Raw genomic sequence first — 19,639 nt, forward strand, 5'->3', positions numbered from 1 at the left:
TTGATAAACTTGGCTTTATATTCTAATGTTTTTAGTAAGGAAAGAAGGTAACTAATCTGTGAAAATAGGTGATCATTTTCCAAAATGGAGCGCGCCGACAATGTGGATAAATGGGGAAGTAAAACAGCCAGATGAACGAAGGGATAGACTAACTTTACTCCATTTTTGGTCTGTAAGTTGCTATTTTTGTAAAAGAGCTTTGCCAGAATTAAATCAATATAGAGAGCTTTATAAAGATATACTTACTATTATCTCTGTGCATATTCCAAGAACAGAGCATGATTTAGATATTGAATCGATAAAAAAGACTGCGGAACAGTATAATATGACACAATCCATTTATGTTGATCATGACTTTCAATTAGCTAAGGCTTTTTCGAATGAATATGTCCCTTCCTACTATTTATTTGATAAAAAAGGGACATTACGTTATTACCAAGCTGGTGGAACTAATTTAAAAATGTTAGATACCCGAATCAGCCGTGTAATTAAGGATATACCGTAGAAAATTGATTATCTTTAGGGAATTGTAAACTTAATGATGAGAGTGTATATTTACCAAACGATTTAATGTTATAATAATGACGTTTACTTATATGAAATTTTTACGATTGTTGGAGGATTTTATAGTGAAAAGAGCATTTGCGGTTATTGGCCTAGGAAGATTTGGCGGCAGTATTTGCAAAGAATTGACCGAATTAGGTATGGATGTAATGGTTATTGATAAAAGTGAAGAAAAAGTAAATGAATACGCAAATCTAGTTTCACATGCAGTTGTAGGGAATGCAGTAGATGAAACAGTGTTAAAAAGTCTTGGAATCCGTAATTTTGACCACGTTATTGTAGCGATAGGGGAGGATATTCAAGCGAGTATTTTGACAACCTTGATGTTAAAGGAACTGGGTGTGAAAAATATTACCGTTAAAGCTCAAAATGACTATCATGAGAAAGTATTAAGTAAAATAGGGGCAGATGCAGTTGTTCATCCAGAAAGAGATATGGGAAAGAGAATAGCTCATAATATTGTTTCAAATAATGTCCTTGATTATTTAGAACTGTCTGATGAGCACAGTATTGTAGAGATTAAAGCAAGTCATAAATTAGATGGTCGATCCATTATTGACTTAGATATTCGAGCAAGATATGGCATTACTATAGTAGCGATAAAAAGAGATAGGGAAATTATTGTATCTCCTCAAGCATCAGAACCAATAAGAGAAAAAGATATTCTAATTGTTATTGGAGCAGATTCTGATATTAATCGTTTTGAAAAAAAGGTAATGTCCTAACAAATAAAAAAGAGCTAATTGTTCTTTAACTTGAACAATTAGCTCTTTTTTTTTGATTCGTTAAACTTCCATAATGATAGGAAGGATCATTGGTCTTCTTTTTGTTTTTTCGTAAAGGAATGGAGAAATGGTATCAATAATCTCATTCTTTATTTCAGACCATTGGGTTGTTTTACGTTCCATTACTTTATTTAGATGTTTACTTATTAATGCCTGTGCATCGTTGATTAGATCGCCAGATTCACGCATGTACACAAATCCTCTAGAAATAAGGTCAGGTCCAGCAGCGATTTTGAAGTCATTCATATTAATGCTTACAACAACAACTACTAAGCCTTCTTCTGAAAGGATTCGACGATCGCGTAATACGATATTACCGATATCACCAATTCCGCTGCCATCTATATAAACATTTCCAGATGGGATTTTACCCGCAACTTGTGCAGTATCACTTGAAAGTGCCAATACTTCACCATTGTCCATAATAAAGCAATTTTCCTCTTTTACCCCGCAATCAACAGCAGTCTGTGCGTGTGTTTTTTGCATTCTAAATTCTCCGTGGATTGGCATGAAGAATTTAGGCTTTATTAATCGAAGCATTAACATTTGTTCTTGCTGTCCGCCGTGACCAGAAGTGTGAATATTGTTAAGTGGTCCATGAATTACCTCAGCGCCAGCACGATAAAGCATATTGATAGTTTTATTAACACTAAGTGTATTACCTGGTACAGGATTAGAAGAGAATACAACAGTATCTCCAGGGATAATTTGAATTTGTCTATGTGTTCCATTAGCAATTCTTGATAAAGCAGCCATTGGTTCCCCTTGGCTTCCTGTACATAAAATCACTACTTGATTAGCAGGTAGTCGATTAATTTGTTGAGGATCCACAAATGTTTCCTTCGGAGCCTTAATAAAACCGAGCTCTAAACCAATATTAATAGCTGCCTCCATGCTTCGTCCAAATACAGCTATTTTACGACCGAATTCTACAGCAGCGTCTGTTACTTGCTGTAAACGATAAATATTGGAAGCGAAAGTAGCAAAAATTAATCTACCATCAGCTTTTATAAACGTATCATGAATACTTTTTCCAACTTTTTTCTCGGACATTGTAAAATTAGGCACTTCACTATTTGTACTGTCTGATAATAAGCACAAAACTCCTTCTTTACCAATCTCAGCCATTTTGGTTAAGTTTGCAGGTTCGCCAACTGGAGTAAAATCAAATTTGAAGTCTCCAGTGTGAACAATGTTTCCTGGTGGAGTTTTAACCACAATACCATAAGAATCAGGAATACTATGTGTCGTTCTAAAGAAGGAAACAGATGTTTTTCTAAATTTAATAACATCATCTTCTTGAATTTCGTGCATAGTAGTTTGGCGTAATAATCCATGCTCTTCTAGTTTATTACGAACAAGAGCTAATGCTAATTTACCTCCGTAAAGAGGAATGTTAACTTGTCTTAAAAGGTAAGGAATACCACCAATATGGTCTTCGTGACCGTGCGTGATAAATAAGCCTTTAATTTTGTCTACATTCTTCTCTAAAAAAGAATAGTCAGGAATAACATAGTCAATTCCTAAAAGCTCGTCCTCAGGAAATTTTATTCCAGCATCAATTAAAATAATCTCGTCTTGAAACTGGACACCATAGGTATTTTTACCGATTTCCCCTAGTCCTCCCAGGGCAAATACAGCAGTTTGATCGTTTTTTACAAATTTCATTATTCAATCTCCAATACTGTAAAGTCTTCATTTTGTTGTTCATATTCTAAGAATGCACCTTCTACACGAGTTATAAACTCAATATTATATGGTTTTTCTGCTAGTTTTGTTCTAACATCTCTTTCAGATTGACCTTTAACATAAATAGTTCTTGTCTTTTCTCTTACTGGTACCTCTGTTTTTAAATCTTGAAAATATACTTTGAATATCATGGTAATTCGCTCCTTAATCATTTGTATCTGAAAATAATTATATAAAAAAATAACATGTTTTTCATGTTTTTTCTTTTAATAGCAATTGGTATATGAAAGGTTCTTTTTCAGTAAATCAATTTTTAAATTTTATTTAGAAAAGGTTGATTTTGTGAAAAAGTTTTTTACCCATAATTTATGTTTGATAAACATCGATAATATTAGACTGTAGACAAACTCTTGAATTTTAGAAATAAAAGTTTGTATATAGGGTATTTATTAATCCCTTTGAAGAGGGAGGTTGCTTTCCACTCCAAGCAACGCATGAGTATTCCATTTAACTTTTTTAAAATCAGTTTGTCGACAAACTGAATATTACGTATGTTTATGTACTTAGACCTATTATGAAATCGTTATTAAAATAAAAGGTCAGACTCATTACCACAAAGCTTGAATTATATAGTGGTATAATAACCACTATATTAAACAAAACGTGGCATAGGTCGGACCATAAAAATACCCTTCAATTTTTTAAGCTATTGATTTTTTACGCAGTAAATCTTTCCACTGTTTTAAAAGCTTTTTTCTTAGCTTCTTTAACATAGTGGATCATCTCCTTAGTTCTATTTTAAACCATTCTTGTACAAAGTAAAGTCATCTTCTCATTTTATATTTCTTTTTGTAAAAAAATAGTTTTTTTGAGATGGGGTTTTTACCGATCCAATCTTATAAAATTGAAGGTGATTTTACATTTATTTATCTAACAATAGAATGGTTCGTTCATAAGGCTTTTAACAAAAGAAACTAAACTATATTCTACGACATTTTGAAAACAGCCTTTTATATTCATAGTATATGAATTTTTTTGTAAGATTCTCATGGATAATGTTGGGATTTGTAAAATAGGCTAAAAATGTTAAATGTTTTTTCCTAATTTTATTTGAAAGTGTTTTTATTTTTGGGAGCAAGGAAGAGAAGAGAGGCTCGATAATTTCTCTATAATCGAACCATAATCAAAGTAAGAAAACACTATACTTATCTTTCTACAGGGATTGCGTTATCAATAGGAAGGAAAGGCTCATTTTCATTTATATGATCATAAAACATAACACCGTTTAAATGGTCAATTTCATGTTGAAAAACGATAGCAGGCAAGCCTTTAAGACGTAATTTAACTTCCTTGCCATCCAAATCAATTCCTTTTAATGTAATTCTTGCATATCTTGGTACATAACCTGGAATGGTTTCATCTACAGAAAGACAGCCTTCTCCTGTAGTTAAATAAGCTTTTTCAATCGAATGGCTGATGATTTTAGGATTGAATAGAGCATAGCTGTATTGTTGGCCATTTTCATCTTTCACATGAACAGCAATCATCCGCTTTGAAATATTTATTTGGGGAGCTGCTAAGCCTACTCCACCTCTTAAACCGTATTTTTCCGCTAATTCGGGATCTTGACTATTTATTAAATATTCCATCATGCTTTTTAAAAGGGCTTTTTCTTCCTCGGTTGGTGGCATGCTAACTTCTGTTGCCACTTTTCTCAATGTGGGATGGCCATCACGAATAATATCTGTCATTGTTATCAAAATAATCACTTCCTTGTTTCTATCTATAAAAGTAGTCTAACAGAGAAAGAATAAAAAGTTAATAAAGAAACTTCCATTAGTGGAGGGACCTTATCCCCATCATGGTTGATTGTATTTATCGGACCTTTACGAGAGTATTTCAGCACTTAGCTTTCTCGATTTTTCGCAGCTTGAGGCTGGAGATTACTGTTCGTTAAAAGTGGGATAAAAGAGAATAGTACTTTATGTAATAAGATAATTATATATACCCATAATATTTTACAGGACAAGCTAATATGTTTATTATATAAAACTATTTTTAAAAGTTGTAAGAAGTATTCAGAATGATCTTCACTAAGTGGGAGTGAAAATTCATTATTGGGGAATCAATACTGGTATAATTTCATTTTTTCTAGTGAGAACAAACTAATTATTTAGTACGATTTAGCTTTTACCAACGCTGAGATGAGTAGTAAAAACGGTCAACCTTTATTGTAAAAATACAGAAGAATCGATATAGTTATAAGAAAGTGAGGAGGAAACAGATGAAACGAAATGCTTTAATTATTAGCACAATCTTGTTATTTGTGATGATTGCTGCTGGGTGTAATTTTAAGTCTCCGAGTGAGAAAATGTATGAAAAATTAGAAGAAGTAGTTGAGATCGAAAGTGGTTTTGAAGAGCAACAAGAGCCTCTTGTCAACTTAGAGAAGAAAGAACAAGACATCTATTCTAAAATAATTAGTCTCGGCTTAGAAGATATGGATGAAATTACGAAATTATCGGATGAAGCTCTAGAATCCATTGCTAAAAGAAAAGAATATATGGATAAAGAAGCAGAAAGTATAAAGCAGTCCCAAGAAAAGTTTGAAACGATAACAACTGAAATGGAAGATTTAGAAAAAAAGGATGAAAAACAGTTAAAAGAAAAAGCAGACGAGCTATATAAAACAATGATGGCCCGCTATGAGGAACATGATAAATTATACGCTAATTACATAGAAGGGCTGAATAGCGATAAAAAGCTTTATGAAATGTTTAAAGAGGAAGACGTTAGTATGGATGATTTAGAAAAACAAGTAAAAAAAATAAATGATACGTATGAAATGGTTTATGATAACAATCAAAAATTTAATGAACTAACGAAAAAGTATAATGAATTAAAAGTGGATTTCTACAAGGAAGCTGGAATAAAAATTAAAATGAGTAAAGAGGAAGCAGAAAAATAAAGTCGTTTTTTTTATGTCTTGATTAAGGTCTTTATATACTAATTGTAGATTTACCCCTCTTAGCGGGCTGTAATGCTAACTAGAAGCTACAGAAAATAGAGGAAGTTAGGTGCTAAGGTCCGATTAGTTTTCCTTATAAATGTCACAGAATAGAGTACGTCTGTACAAGCATGAATTTTGCTTGTTTGGGCAAACTTTATTCTGTGACTTTTTTGTTGGAGATAAACATTAAATGGAGCGGGGAGCTGCAAAACGTTCATAGTACTTTATCGTTACAAGCTTCCTTACAATAAATAAGGAAGGAGATCCTAATCCTTAATAGAAAAATCAAATTTTCGACAAGGATAGAAATTATTATAAAACAGTTGCGAATAGTAATATCTGTATGATACAGATACTGTATTGCAAATAATACAGTTGGATTAATTTCATGTAAAAAAATAATAAAAACTTAGAGCTTAAAGATTGACGGATAATATTTAAGTATATTAAACTTATAAATGTATTGAACAGTTGTATTAATATTTACATATAAATAATTGATACAGTCTATACGGAAACCGAATTAATTTATAAGACGTTTTTTCTTGCGTATTTTGTGGAAAACTGTTTTAGTATGGTTTTTTTTGTTGCTTAGAGTTATATGCTGTAAGTAATAGAAAGCGTTACCCAACTGAATGTTTACCACATTCAAACACATTGTAAATATGTAATGCTTTTACAGGAAAAAGTCTTTTAATATGAAAGGAAAGGGTGGCTTTAATGGCTTCTAAAACAAAGAAGGCACAATTTGATGTGCAAGCACAGCTTGAACAAGTGGCAAACCAATTTCAAACACTTCAGATTTTAAATGAAGAGGGCGAAGTTGTAAATGAATCTGCAATGCCTGATTTAAGTGATGAGCAATTACAAGAATTAATGACTCGTATGGTATATACACGTATTCTTGATCAACGCTCTATTTCATTAAACAGACAAGGTCGTCTAGGTTTCTATGCACCTACTGCAGGACAAGAGGCTTCTCAATTAGCTTCACAATTTGCATTAGAAAAAGAAGATTTCATTCTTCCAGGATACCGTGATGTTCCACAACTTATCTGGCACGGACTTCCTTTATCTCAAGCATTCTTATTCTCACGTGGTCACTTCCAAGGAAACCAAATTCCTGAAGGAGTAAACGTGATTTCTCCACAAATCATTATCGGTGCACAATACATCCAAACAGCTGGTGTAGCATTAGGAATGAAAAAACGTGGTGCTAAATCTGTTGCAATTACTTATACAGGTGACGGTGGTGCTTCACAAGGTGATTTCTACGAAGGAATTAACTTTGCTGGTGCATTCAAAGCTCCTGCAATTTTCATTGTTCAAAACAACCGTTTTGCAATTTCTACTCCAGTTGAGAAACAATCTGCTGCGAAAACAATTGCTCAAAAAGCAGTTGCTGCAGGTATCCCTGGAATTCAAGTAGATGGTATGGACGCTTTAGCAGTATATGCTGCTGTTCATGAAGCTCGTGAAAGAGCAATCAACGGAGAAGGTCCAACGTTAATCGAAACTTTAACTTACCGTTATGGTCCACATACAATGGCTGGGGATGACCCAACTCGTTACCGTACAGCTGACCTTGACAGCGAGTGGGAAAAGAAAGATCCATTAGTACGTTTCCGTAAATTCCTTGAAAATAAAGGCATTTGGAATGAAGAAAAAGAAAACGCAGTAATCGAGCGTGCTAAAGAAGAAATTAAAGAAGCAATCAAAATTGCTGACGAAGCTCCAAAACAAAAAGTTACTGACTTAATGAACATCATGTATGAAGAGCTACCAGCTAATCTTCAAGAACAATATGAAATTTATGCAGCAAAGGAGTCGAAGTAAGCCATGGCGCAAATGACTATGATTCAAGCAATCACTGATGCGTTACGCACAGAATTACGTAATGATCCAAACGTATTAGTATTTGGAGAAGACGTAGGTGTAAACGGCGGTGTATTCCGTGCGACAGAAGGTCTTCAAAAAGAATTCAGTGAAGATCGTGTATTTGATACTCCATTAGCTGAATCTGGAATTGGCGGTTTAGCAATCGGTTTAGGACTTCAAGGTTACCGTCCAGTACCTGAAATTCAATTCTTTGGTTTTGTTTATGAAGTAATGGATAGTATTTCTGGACAAATGGCTCGTATGCGTTATCGTTCAGGTGGCCGTTATAATTCACCAGTAACAATTCGTTCACCATTTGGTGGTGGAGTTCATACTCCTGAACTTCATGCGGACAGCTTGGAAGGATTAATGGCACAACAACCAGGTCTTAAAGTTGTTATTCCATCAACTCCTTACGATGCTAAAGGACTTTTAATTTCTGCTATTCGTGATAACGATCCTGTTATCTTCTTAGAGCATATGAAATTATACCGTTCATTCCGTCAAGAAGTTCCAGAAGAAGAGTACACTATTCCTCTTGGAAAAGCGGATGTTAAACGTGAAGGTAAAGACCTTTCTATCATTACTTATGGAGCAATGGTTCAAGAGTCTATTAAAGCAGCAGAAGAATTAGAAAAAGAAGGATACTCAGTGGAAGTAGTTGACTTACGTACAGTTAGCCCACTAGATATCGAAACAATCATTGGTTCTGTTGAAAAAACAGGAAGAGCTATTGTAGTTCAAGAAGCACAAAAACAAGCTGGTATTGCAGCTAATGTTGTTGCAGAAATCAATGATCGTGCAATTCTAAGCTTAGAAGCTCCAGTTTTACGTGTAACTGCACCTGATACTGTATTTGCATTTACACAAGCAGAAACTGTATGGCTTCCAAACTTTAAAGATATTATTGAAACAGCTAAAAAAGTTCTAACTTTCTAATTAGTACCGAACAAAATTTGCATGACAATTAGAAGAAAAGTTAGTTAAAGAAGAAAATTTTTTCATAAGAATTATTAGGAGGTTGTCACATTGGCTTTTCAATTTAGATTGCCTGACATCGGTGAAGGTATTCACGAAGGCGAAATCGTAAAATGGTTTGTTAAACCAGGCGATAAAGTTCAAGAAGATGATGTATTATGTGAAGTTCAAAATGATAAAGCAGTAGTTGAAATTCCTTCTCCAGTTGAAGGTACAGTAGAAGAAGTTTTAGTAGAAGAAGGAACAGTTGCTATCGTTGGTGATGTATTAATTACATTCGACGCTCCTGGCTACGAAAACCTTCAATTCAAAGGTGACCATAGTGATGAAGCTCCAGCTGCTGAAGAAGCAAAACCAGAAGCTGTTGAAGAAAGCAAAGCGCAAGAAGCGGATGTTGATCCAAGCAAACGCATCATCGCAATGCCTTCTGTACGTAAATATGCACGTGATAAAGGGGTAGAAATTCAACTTGTTTCTGGTTCTGGTAAAAACGGACGTATTTCTAAAGAAGATATTGATGCACACTTAAACGGTGGTGCTGCACCTGCTAGTCAACCTGCTGCAGAAGCTGCTCCAACAGAAACTGCAACGGAAGCACCTAAACCACTTGCTATTCCAGAAGGAGACTTCCCAGAAACTCGTGAGAAAATGAGCGGAATCAGAAAAGCTATTGCAAAAGCAATGGTAAACTCTAAGCACACTGCTCCTCACGTAACATTAATGGATGAAGTAGAAGTGTCTAAATTAGTTGCACATCGTAAGAAGTATAAAGAAGTTGCTGCAGCAAAAGGTATTAAATTAACATTCTTACCTTACGTAGTAAAAGCTTTAACAAGTGCATTAAAAGAATTCCCTGCTTTAAACACATCATTAGATGATGCGACAAGTGAAATCGTTCATAAGCATTACTACAATATCGGTATTGCTGCTGATACAGAAAAAGGCTTATTAGTTCCTGTTGTTAAAAATGCTGATCGCAAAGGTATCTTTAACATCTCTAATGAAATTAATGAACTAGCTGTTAAAGCAAGAGACGGTAAATTAGCTCCAGCTGAAATGAAAGGTGCATCTTGCACAATTTCTAACATTGGATCTGCTGGTGGACAATGGTTTACTCCGGTAATTAACCATCCTGAAGTTGCTATTTTAGGTATTGGTCGAATTGCGGAAAAAGCTATCGTTAAAGATGGAGAAATTGTTGCTGCTCCAGTATTAGCACTTTCTTTAAGCTTTGACCACAGAATGATCGACGGAGCTACTGCTCAAAATGCAATGAATCATATTAAGCGTTTATTGAACGATCCAGAACTATTGTTAATGGAGGCGTAAGAACATGGTAGTTGGAGATTTTCCTATTGAAACAGATACTATAGTCATTGGTGCAGGTCCTGGTGGATATGTTGCAGCAATTCGCGCAGCACAGTTAGGACAAAAAGTTACAATCGTTGAGAAAAACGTATTAGGTGGAGTTTGCTTAAATGTTGGATGTATTCCTTCTAAAGCTTTAATCTCTGCTGGACACCGTTATGAGCATGCTGCACATTCTGCAGACATGGGTATTACAACTGAAAATGTAAAAGTTGACTTCACAAAAGTTCAAGCTTGGAAAGACAGTGTTGTTAAAAAGCTTACTGGTGGTGTAGAAGGACTTTTAAAAGGAAACAAAGTTGATATTGCATATGGTGAAGCATATTTTGTAGATGCTAACACATTAAAAGTAATGGATGAAAAATCATCTCAAACTTATACTTTTAAAAATGCAATTATCGCAACAGGATCTCGTCCTATCGAAATCCCAACTTTCAAATTCTCTAAACGAGTTCTTGATTCAACTGGTGCTCTTGCACTTCAAGAAATTCCAGAGAAAATCGTTGTGATCGGTGGAGGATATGTTGGTACTGAATTAGGTGGAGCTTACGCTAACTTTGGTACACAAGTAACAATCCTTGAAGGTGCTGATGAAATTCTTGGTGGTTTCGAGAAACAAATGTCTTCATTAGTTACTCGTAACTTAAAGAAAAAAGGCGCTGAAATCATTACAAAAGCAATGGCTAAAGGTGTTGAAGAAACGGACACTGGAGTTGTTGTTAAATATGAAGTTAAAGGCGAAGAAAAATCAGTTGAAGCTGATTATGTATTCGTAATGGTTGGTAGAAAACCTAATACAGACGAACTTGGTTTAGAACAAGTTGGTGTGGAACTAGGCGAACGCGGAATCATTAAAACAGACAAACAATGCCGTACTTCTGTAAGTAATATCTTTGCTATCGGTGATGTTATTTCTGGTCCTCCATTAGCACATAAAGCTTCTTATGAAGGTAAAATTGCTGCTGAGGTTATCGCTGGACATAACTCAGAAATCGACTATTTAGGAATTCCTGCAGTTGTATTCTCTGAGCCAGAATTAGCAACAGTTGGTCACACAGAAGCTACAGCTAAAGAAGCTGGAATTGAAGCAAAAGCTGCTAAATTCCCATTTGCAGCAAACGGTCGTGCTTTAGCACTTAACGATGCTGAAGGTTTCTTAAAGCTTGTTACACGTAAAGAAGATGGTCTTGTTATCGGTGCTCAAATCGCTGGTCCAAGTGCATCTGATATGATCGCTGAACTAGGCTTAGCAATTGAAGCTGGAATGACAGCAGAAGATTTAGCTATGACTATCCATGCTCATCCAACTTTAGGTGAGGTAACAATGGAAGCAGCTGAAGTTGCAATGGGTAACCCAATTCATATCTTGCGTTAATAATCAAAAGAAGTCCTCGAATGAGGGCTTCTTTTTTTTGCCTTTGGCTCTGTTAAAGGTTAATGTTGATATTTGATACCTGTCCGAATCCTTGATATAATCAACATAAGAACAAACATTCGATGGAGGGTTCAAGGTGAGCAAAGCGTTTAGCAACTTGTTAAAGTATATCGACAAATTACCGCATACAAAAAAAGAACAAGTTTATCAATGGGTTAAACGCTATGTTGAACCATCATCTTCTGTTGGTGGTCGTTTAATTAACGAAATGAGGGAAACTCGTTTTAAAGAAGGTTTTGAGTGTCCTCATTGTTCATCAGAACACGTTGTTCGATTCGGAAAATATAATGGTCGCCAACGCTATCGCTGTAAGTGTTGCAACAAGACTTTTACTGATACAACAAACACTGTTTTGTTCCGCACTCGGAAAGGAAACGAATGGATTACATTTGTTGATTGTATGTTCAAAGGATATTCCCTGCGAAAATCGGCTGAAATCGTAGGGGTTACTTGGGTTACGCTTTTTTATTGGAGACACAAACTGTTAAACGCCTTAAAACAAATGGATATTGAACATTTTGATGGTATCGTTGAAATTGACGAGACCTATTTCCTGTACTCTCAAAAGGGACAACGAGGCATTATTGACCGTAAACCTCGAAAACGCGGTGGTAAATCTAAGCACAGAGGGATTAGTCACGAACAGGTTTGTGTTCTCGTTGCCAGAGACCGAACAAAAGCAACCGTCTCCAAAGTTGCTTGTATGGGGCGTATTGTAAAGACAAAAGTTGATAGTTTAATCGGTTCTAAATTGTCCAATGAAAATGTTCTTGTCACAGACGCTTGGAGAGCCTATAAAACCTATGCGAAAGAAAAGGGTTTAGAGCATTACCGAATTAAATCTGACGGTGGAAAACACGTTATTAAGGGTTTGTATCATATTCAAAATGTAAATGGTCTCCATTCCCGATTGAATCAATGGATAGACCGTTTTAAAGGTGTGGCTACAAAATATCTTGATAATTACCTTGCTTGGTTCTTATTTGTCGATAGTCGAAGTAACGAAAGCACGAAACAGCACATTAAGGAATTTCTACTAACTTCATTTGTATTTGAAATGACGGATACTTATGATAGTTTGCGTTTATCAAAATTCAGTGTGTAACGGATGGTGAAAACAGGATGAAACTTCCTAATGGAATAACTGGTTTTTATGATTCAAAAGCCAATACCCCTCCACAAGTAGACGGGAAACAATTTAAACAATTATGCTTCGACTTTGCCTCTCGTAATCGTGGGAAATTAATTGATTTCATTACGCCACAATACCCATCAAACTTTTATTATGCTCAAGTTGATGTTTTAGGTAATAGGTTTTATATACTGTTGAATGAACATTATCCTTATCTTGCATTCGCTTCGGTAGTTGAATTTGGAAACATTAAATTCATCGACAGACCTGTTCTTAATGAACAATTTCCTTCTTTCTACCGAATAATAGGTACAGTTGAACTAAATGTTCCTTTTAATCAAAATCTTATAAAGAAAACAGAATTAAATAGTGCTGAGTTAGAACAAATTGCCTATTGGAAACCTGAAACGGTAGGGCAAGTAATCTTTAACTATTGGGATTGAACAATAGGAACTCCGCCAAACATCGGAGTTCCTATATTTTGTTTAAAAATCAACATTAAAGTTTAACAGAGCCTTGCCTTTAAAAAGGAAGGAAAACTCTTAATTTATACTTTTTTCATATAGTTGGCTAAATTTCATCCAGCCATATTACTGTTTTTTTGAAGAAAATAATTATAAAATAAAACAAAAGATTGATACATATACTAGTATTAAGCGTTAAGTTTGAGGAAGGGTGGTGGTTTTTCTTGAAGATTTATACGGCAATTTTATTTCAACTAATCATTTGGAGCGGCTTTTCGATAATTGAATGGTTATCAAGACATGACTTAATTCTTTATAAGGTGTTTATGTTTGGAGTGTTTTTTTATTTAGCTATTATAATTGGAAATTCTATCATAAAATCAACAAGAAAAACCATGCTGGCCACAATGATCAGCTTATCTATTTATGGTTCTTTTCATTTAATTATGACAATCATATCTGTAGTCTAAAAGAAACGATATAACCAACAATGATGGACCTAAATAAGCCTTTTCTCTGTATTATTTGGACTTACATACTTGGGAAAAGAAGAAGAAAGCAAGTTCTCTGTTACCATTGTGCTATGAATGGAAGCGAAAAGGGATAGAGAAGAGCTCTCTGTTACCGTTGTGCTATGAATGGGAGCAAAAAGGGAAGAGAGAAGAGCTTTCTGTTACCGCTGTGCTATGAATGGGAGCAAAAAGGGGATAGAGAAGAGCTCTCTGTTACCGTTAGACCATGAATAGAAGTGAAAAGGGAATAGAGAAGAGTTCTCTGTTACCGTTAAACTATGAATAGAAGCGAAAAGGGAATAGAGAAGAGTTTTCCCTTAATCAATTGCCATTTCCTTGAAACACAAACACAGTACAGCATAAAAAATGCCATTGTATAAACAAAGGCATTTTTTTAATAGAATCAAAACCACGCAAGTACTTATTGTCTCCGCTTTGTTGGTATTTTCCCAAAATAGCTTTTAAGAATGGTAAAGATTGATAGAACTAATAAGAAGAATACAAGAAAGCTAAAAATAAACGAAACTGGATGAAATATAGTTTTTGTTTGAAACGGAGACTCGAATGAAATTTCTAAAGGATATGCATTCGTTGAAGCTGGTAACAGCTTTTGTTGTTCCGCAAATGGCACTGGACCTCCAAAGCGAAAAGATTGTTCTATTTGCTCTGGTTTATGTTCGACGTAATTTTTAAAGATAAACGGTGTTGCCAGACTAATTAGCAAACTAATAATCGTAATAACAATATATTTTTTCAAAAAATAAAACTCCAATCTTTCCTTACCTAAAGAAGATAGATGGTTATTATTCATTTATATCCAAATAGAAGACAGGAATACCATTAAAGTGGTATTCCTGCCCCATGTAACTTATTATCTTATCGCACGATGTTCTTTAATTACACGAAGCTTTTTGAAATCGTAATCCTCAGGCCCTTGAACAGGCAATCCTGCTTCCATATTTCGTTTTATATAGGCAAGGTTATCTTCAGTGATAATCTCGCCAGGGATGAAAATAGGGATTCCTGGTGGGTACACCATAATGAATTCTGCGATCACTCTTCCTACTGAATCGTCAAAATTTATTAACTCTGTTTCCGAATAGAAAGCATCTCTGGGTGTCAGAGCTAGAAGAGGGATATTTGGCAACATCACTCTTGCCTCTACTTTAGAGGCTTTATCCTTTCTTTCTTCCGCAAGTGCTTTTAAGGAATCAATTAGAATATTGGCTTCTTTTTCTGAATCACCAGGTGTAATAATGCACAGGATATTATACAAATCAGACATCTCTACTTCGATTCGATAGTTTTGACGAAGCCATTCTTCTGCATCATGACCGGTCAATCCTAAGTCTTTTACAGAAATAATCAATTTAGTTGGATCATAATCAAAAGCAGAATCTGATTCTAGAATTTCTTCTCCGACACAGTATAAGTGTTCAATGTCATTAATCTGTCTGCGAATATATTGCGCAAGATTAATCGTTTTATCAATCAGCTCTTTTCCCTCTGTCGCAAGACGCTTTCTCGCAACATCGAGGGAAGCCAGCAAGAGATAGGAAGTGCTAGTTGTTGTCAACATACTTAAAATAGATTGAACGCGCTTGTAACTAATTAGGTCGCCTCTCATATTTAAAATGGAACTCTGAGTCATTGAACCGCCAAGTTTGTGTACACTTGTTGCCGCTATATCTGCACCTGCTTGCATCGCAGACATAGGCAAATCCTCGTGGAAATGAATATGAACACCATGCGCTTCATCAACCAAAACAGGAATATCATATGAATGAGCTAGATCAACAATCGTTTTTAAATCAGCTGAAATGCCAAAATAAGTTGGGTTAATGACTAATAGCCCTTTCGCATCTGGATGAAGGTCTAAAGCATGCTGAACAGACTCAATCGTGATGCCGTGAGAAATACCAAGATTTTTATCTACTTCTGGGTGGATAAAAATTGGAATCGCTCCAGCAAATATAATGGCAGACATAACCGATTTATGAACATTTCTTGGAACAATGATTTTATCTCCTGGGCCACAAACACTCATGATCATTGTCATGATAGCACCACTTGTGCCTTGAACGGAAAAGAAAGTATGATCTGCTCCAAACGCTTCAGCAGCAAGTTGCTGGGCGTGTTTAATCATCCCTTTTGGATAATGAAGATCATCAAGTGGACCAATATTAATAAGGTCTATCGAAAGGGCGTTTTCTCCGATAAAGTTTCTAAATTCAGGATCCATTCCATTCCCTTTTTTATGCCCGGGTATATGAAATTGAATCGGATCCTTTTTAACATGTTCCAATAATCCGTGGTATAACGGTGTTTCGTGTTGTGACAATTTATTACCACACCTCTTTATTTAGTATTTTTATGCATACTTTAGCGAACTTTATTGAAATTTCTTATGTAGAAATAGAAATTTTATCGTACCATTTGTCGCTGTATTGTCTTTAAATTAACTACTGTTTACTAGTTATTACCCTAATTACAAAATATAAAAATCATAAAACAAAAGAATTATAGCATTTTTTATTTTCTTTGCATACAATTAGTTTCTACTATAAAGAAAAGAATTATTTTTTTATGTTCTTTTTTTGCGTTTCTTAACTTTCAGTTAGGGAATAAAGTAGATGTTTTCAGACGAGTTTTACATTCTTAACAACTTAAATTACAATAGTTTCATCTGGAAAATTTCAAAACTATAGGATGTGGAATAATGGATTATCAATATCCGATCGATATCGATTGGTCAACAGATGAAATAATTACCGTCGTTAAATTTTTTGAAAGCATTGAGAAAGCCTACGAAAAAGGGATAGATAAGGCTGAATTAATGGAACAATACCGTGCCTTTAAAAAAATTGTGCCAGGGAAAGCACAAGAGAAGAAGGTATGTGATGAATTTGAAGAGGTAAGTGGTTATTCTACTTATCGAACAATAAAAAAAGCAAAAGAAGCTTCAGATGCTAGTAGAATAAAGATGGTATAAGGAAAAAGCTATCTGCAGAAGTAGTTCTCCGTTTAATGGAGATTATAAAGTGGTATGTTTTTTGTAGATAATAGTGCGACACGTTCTCTTATAAGTGCGGCTTAAACGCATGAAATAGAGGGTTTAACAAACGAAAGTTATGTTAAATACAACTGATAATTCCGATAGTGGGAATGAAAGCCGTCACGTTGAGCTGAAACCACTATGATGAGACTCCTACATGCATGGAATCATGATAGTGATGAAGTGTATGAAGCTAGGTAAAGTCGTCTGAATTTGACCTAAAACGCACTTAGAGTCATGGTCGAAGATAGGGCGGTCAGCCGAAAAAGATGAATATGGTGAGAATGTCAGATTAGCAACCTGACTGACGAACTTGCGAATGAAAGGGTCTAGAATGAAATCCGCTTGAAAAGGTGGAAGGTTAACCAGTTTAACCGAGATTGTCGTGGAGTAAGCCCGTTGTCATGAAACACGATATAGTGAACAGAGACACTATGTAATCTCAGGCTCAGAGCAAGCACCTAAGTTCAATCATATGGCTGGGAATTATTGGAACGTGGTAAGCAAGGAACACTCATTCAAGGACTATCATCCGAGTAGTTGATATAAGGATTTTTAATCTGAAATTCATTTATCCTTGTGAAAGTAGGGTCACAGTACCGAAGAAGCTTATGAAAATAAGTGGAGGGATAGACCCAAGTCTAATCCAATAAATTAAACCAAACAAAACAAGTGAATTCGATGGTCGGGTAAGAATGCAGGGAATCACTAAGAAAGTCAGGTGATCTGCAACGAATACGAGCCTAAGACACAACGAGTATTATGGTATGCAAGAGGTTTTTGATGAATTATTTACCAAGAGTGAGGAAGGACATCTTTTCAAAAATCTATTTAACCTAATCATAGATGAAAGAAACATCCTACTAGCTTACAGAAACATAAAAGCCAATAAAGGTTCTAAAACTGCCGGATCAGATAAGTATGTGATTGACAACTATAAAGTGATGAATAAACAAGAATTCATCACTCTCATTCGAACTTCGCTCAAAGATTACAAACCTAAAGCAGTCCGCAGAGTAATGATTCCAAAGGGAATGGATAATACCCAATTTAGACCTTTAGGAATACCAACAATGTTGGATAGGCTAATTCAACAGATGTTTAAACAAATTCTTGAACCTATCTGTGAAGCTAAATTTTATAATCACAGTTATGGTTTCAGACCATTACGAAGCACAAAACATGCTTTATCTAGGGTGAATTTCTTAGTTAATATCTCACAATTACATTATGTAGTAGATATCGACATAAAGGGATTCTTTGACAATGTAAATCATAGGGTTCTCATGAAGCAAATGTGGAATTTGGGTATTCATGATCGAGGGGTTTTAGCAATCATAAGCAAAATGCTTAAAGCCCCGATAAAAGGTATTGGAATTCCAAACAAAGGTACTCCACAAGGAGGAATACTCTCACCTTTACTCTCTAACATTGTTCTTCATGACCTAGATATGTGGGTAAGTAATCAATGGGAAACTTTTGAAACGAAGCATGAGTATTCTCAGAATGTAAAGAAGTACTTAATGTTGAAACGAAACTCGAATATGAAGATTGGCTTTATAGTTCGATACGCAGATGATTTCAAAATTATGACGAATAATCATGAGAATGCAGTCAAATGGTTTCATGCAGTGACAGGATACTTGAAGGATAGATTGAAATTAGATATCTCACCTGAGAAATCTAAAATTACAAATCTCAAAAAGAAGTCCTCGGATTTCTTGGGATTTAAAATTAAGGCTGTTAGGAAGAAACAAAAACATCTTGTTAGGGTAAATATGATTGATAAGAAGAAAGCTGATGTCATTAGGAAAATGAAGGAACTAATTCTTAGAATAAGGAAGGAAACGACCATTAATAACATAAGGCTCTTTAATGCTTATGTAATGGGGATACAAAATTACTTTAAATACGGGAGTATGGTTCCAACAGATTTCAAAGACATAGCACACAAGGTTCATCCTTATGCTAGGAGTAAACTACATCAAGTTGGAGGGAAATATGCACATCCAACAGATGCTAGTAAAGTTTATAATCAGTATTACTCTAACAGTCTCAAAACATGGAAAGTATTAGATGTTTATCTCTTTCCTATAAATGGGATAACAAGTTTTACTGAATCTAGACAATTTAATCCTAAGCTTTCGGTCTATACTGAAGAAGGTAGAAAATTAATTCACAAAAAACTTCAACCAGTTGTTGAATATAACATAAGATTACTAATGCAATCCAAAATACAAGACCAATCAATTGAATATCAAGACAATAGACTTTCCCGTTACTCAATGAAGAATGGATGTTGTGAAATACTTGGTATCTTTCTTGAAGCACATGAAGTTCACTGTCATCATGTAAAGCCTAGAAGTTTAGGTGGAACCGATAAGTATGATAACCTCAAAATTATCCATGAAGACATGCATAGACTAATTCATGCGACCGAGAAGGAAACGATTGATAAGTACCTTGTTAAATGGAAACTCAATCAGAATTCGAAACTGATTGAGAAGATAAATGCATTACGTAAGAAATGTAAGAACGAGCCAATCGTGATTTAATAGCAATGAAAAAAACTTGCACAATACTCGATAAATAATTTTTAAGCTTGTAACTTGTTAAAATTTGGTTTAGTAGGATTAGATGGAACGCCGTATGAGGGGAAACTCTCACGTACGGTGTGAAGTGGGGGAAAAGGTGGAGAATAGCTTCAAAGCCTTACCTATCACTATCTAGTATTTGTATAAAGAGATTTGCATTCTCACTTGAATGTTT

The 19,639-nt window shown here is 34.9% G+C and carries 17 protein-coding genes; 12 read left to right on the forward strand and 5 right to left on the reverse strand.

Features of this window, described 5'->3' with window-relative positions:
- The first annotated feature begins 58 nt into the window (after window positions 1-58).
- Window positions 59-505: a TlpA family protein disulfide reductase gene (locus tag HHU08_RS09250; RefSeq protein ID WP_016200950.1), complete on the forward strand. Its 447-nt coding sequence runs from the start codon at window positions 59-61 to the stop codon at window positions 503-505.
- 124 nt (window positions 506-629) lie between these two features.
- On the forward strand, window positions 630-1,289 hold the full coding sequence (locus HHU08_RS09255; RefSeq protein WP_016200951.1) for a potassium channel family protein: 660 nt from the start codon (window positions 630-632) through the stop codon (window positions 1,287-1,289).
- A 60-nt stretch (window positions 1,290-1,349) separates the two neighbouring features.
- Here the strand turns inward: HHU08_RS09255 and rnjA are convergent, their stop codons facing one another.
- From rnjA to def, 3 genes are all read right to left on the reverse strand, one after another.
- Window positions 1,350-3,017 (reverse strand): ribonuclease J1, encoded by a 1,668-nt coding sequence (rnjA, locus tag HHU08_RS09260; protein WP_016200954.1) that lies wholly within the window; start codon window positions 3,015-3,017, stop codon window positions 1,350-1,352.
- On the reverse strand, window positions 3,017-3,229 hold the full coding sequence (locus HHU08_RS09265) for a DNA-dependent RNA polymerase subunit epsilon (RefSeq protein WP_101730082.1): 213 nt from the start codon (window positions 3,227-3,229) through the stop codon (window positions 3,017-3,019). The genes rnjA and HHU08_RS09265 overlap by 1 nt, the downstream gene beginning before the upstream one ends.
- Before the next feature lie 1,014 nt (window positions 3,230-4,243).
- A complete protein-coding gene (gene def / locus HHU08_RS09270) occupies window positions 4,244-4,798 on the reverse strand; it encodes a peptide deformylase (protein WP_016200956.1) in 555 nt (184 codons plus the stop codon).
- Between the two features lie 524 nt (window positions 4,799-5,322).
- Here def and HHU08_RS09275 point away from each other — a divergent pair.
- The 8 genes from HHU08_RS09275 (at window position 5,323) to HHU08_RS09310 (ending at window position 13,773) form a co-directional block, all read left to right on the forward strand.
- The gene (locus HHU08_RS09275) at window positions 5,323-6,006 is read left to right on the forward strand and encodes a YkyA family protein (protein ID WP_169188330.1); all 684 of its coding nucleotides are present in this window, start codon (window positions 5,323-5,325) and stop codon (window positions 6,004-6,006) included.
- A gap of 762 nt (window positions 6,007-6,768) precedes the next feature.
- A complete protein-coding gene (pdhA, locus tag HHU08_RS09280) occupies window positions 6,769-7,884 on the forward strand; it encodes a pyruvate dehydrogenase (acetyl-transferring) E1 component subunit alpha (protein WP_169188331.1) in 1,116 nt (371 codons plus the stop codon).
- Window positions 7,885-7,887: 3 nt separating this feature from the next.
- Entirely contained in the window at window positions 7,888-8,865 is a 978-nt protein-coding gene (locus HHU08_RS09285) for an alpha-ketoacid dehydrogenase subunit beta (protein WP_016200959.1), read from the forward strand.
- A 90-nt stretch (window positions 8,866-8,955) separates the two neighbouring features.
- Entirely contained in the window at window positions 8,956-10,233 is a 1,278-nt protein-coding gene (locus HHU08_RS09290; protein ID WP_016200960.1) for a dihydrolipoamide acetyltransferase family protein, read from the forward strand.
- Window positions 10,234-10,237: 4 nt separating this feature from the next.
- Window positions 10,238-11,647 (forward strand): dihydrolipoyl dehydrogenase, encoded by a 1,410-nt coding sequence (gene lpdA, locus HHU08_RS09295; protein ID WP_016200961.1) that lies wholly within the window; start codon window positions 10,238-10,240, stop codon window positions 11,645-11,647.
- A 136-nt stretch (window positions 11,648-11,783) separates the two neighbouring features.
- Window positions 11,784-12,812, forward strand: a complete 1,029-nt coding sequence (locus tag HHU08_RS09300; protein ID WP_101730080.1) for an IS1595 family transposase — start codon at window positions 11,784-11,786, stop codon at window positions 12,810-12,812.
- Between the two features lie 17 nt (window positions 12,813-12,829).
- Entirely contained in the window at window positions 12,830-13,282 is a 453-nt protein-coding gene (locus HHU08_RS09305; protein ID WP_016200963.1) for a hypothetical protein, read from the forward strand.
- 245 nt (window positions 13,283-13,527) lie between these two features.
- Entirely contained in the window at window positions 13,528-13,773 is a 246-nt protein-coding gene (locus HHU08_RS09310) for a hypothetical protein (RefSeq protein ID WP_016200964.1), read from the forward strand.
- A 463-nt stretch (window positions 13,774-14,236) separates the two neighbouring features.
- Here the strand turns inward: HHU08_RS09310 and HHU08_RS09315 are convergent, their stop codons facing one another.
- Together HHU08_RS09315 and HHU08_RS09320 are read right to left on the reverse strand one after the other, a co-directional pair.
- Window positions 14,237-14,572, reverse strand: coding sequence for a hypothetical protein (locus HHU08_RS09315; RefSeq protein WP_101730079.1), 336 nt, complete (start codon window positions 14,570-14,572; stop codon window positions 14,237-14,239).
- A gap of 114 nt (window positions 14,573-14,686) precedes the next feature.
- A complete protein-coding gene (locus HHU08_RS09320) occupies window positions 14,687-16,156 on the reverse strand; it encodes an aminotransferase class I/II-fold pyridoxal phosphate-dependent enzyme (RefSeq protein ID WP_101730078.1) in 1,470 nt (489 codons plus the stop codon).
- 378 nt (window positions 16,157-16,534) lie between these two features.
- On the opposite strand from HHU08_RS09320, the gene HHU08_RS09325 reads away from it, so the two are divergent.
- Both HHU08_RS09325 and ltrA read left to right on the forward strand, forming a co-directional pair.
- Entirely contained in the window at window positions 16,535-16,807 is a 273-nt protein-coding gene (locus HHU08_RS09325; RefSeq protein WP_169188332.1) for a UPF0223 family protein, read from the forward strand.
- 830 nt (window positions 16,808-17,637) lie between these two features.
- Window positions 17,638-19,425, forward strand: coding sequence for a group II intron reverse transcriptase/maturase (ltrA, locus tag HHU08_RS09330; protein WP_169188333.1), 1,788 nt, complete (start codon window positions 17,638-17,640; stop codon window positions 19,423-19,425).
- Window positions 19,426-19,639 lie beyond the last annotated feature (214 nt).

This window comes from Niallia alba, assembly GCF_012933555.1.
Lineage (GTDB): Bacteria > Bacillota > Bacilli > Bacillales > Cytobacillaceae > Niallia > Niallia alba.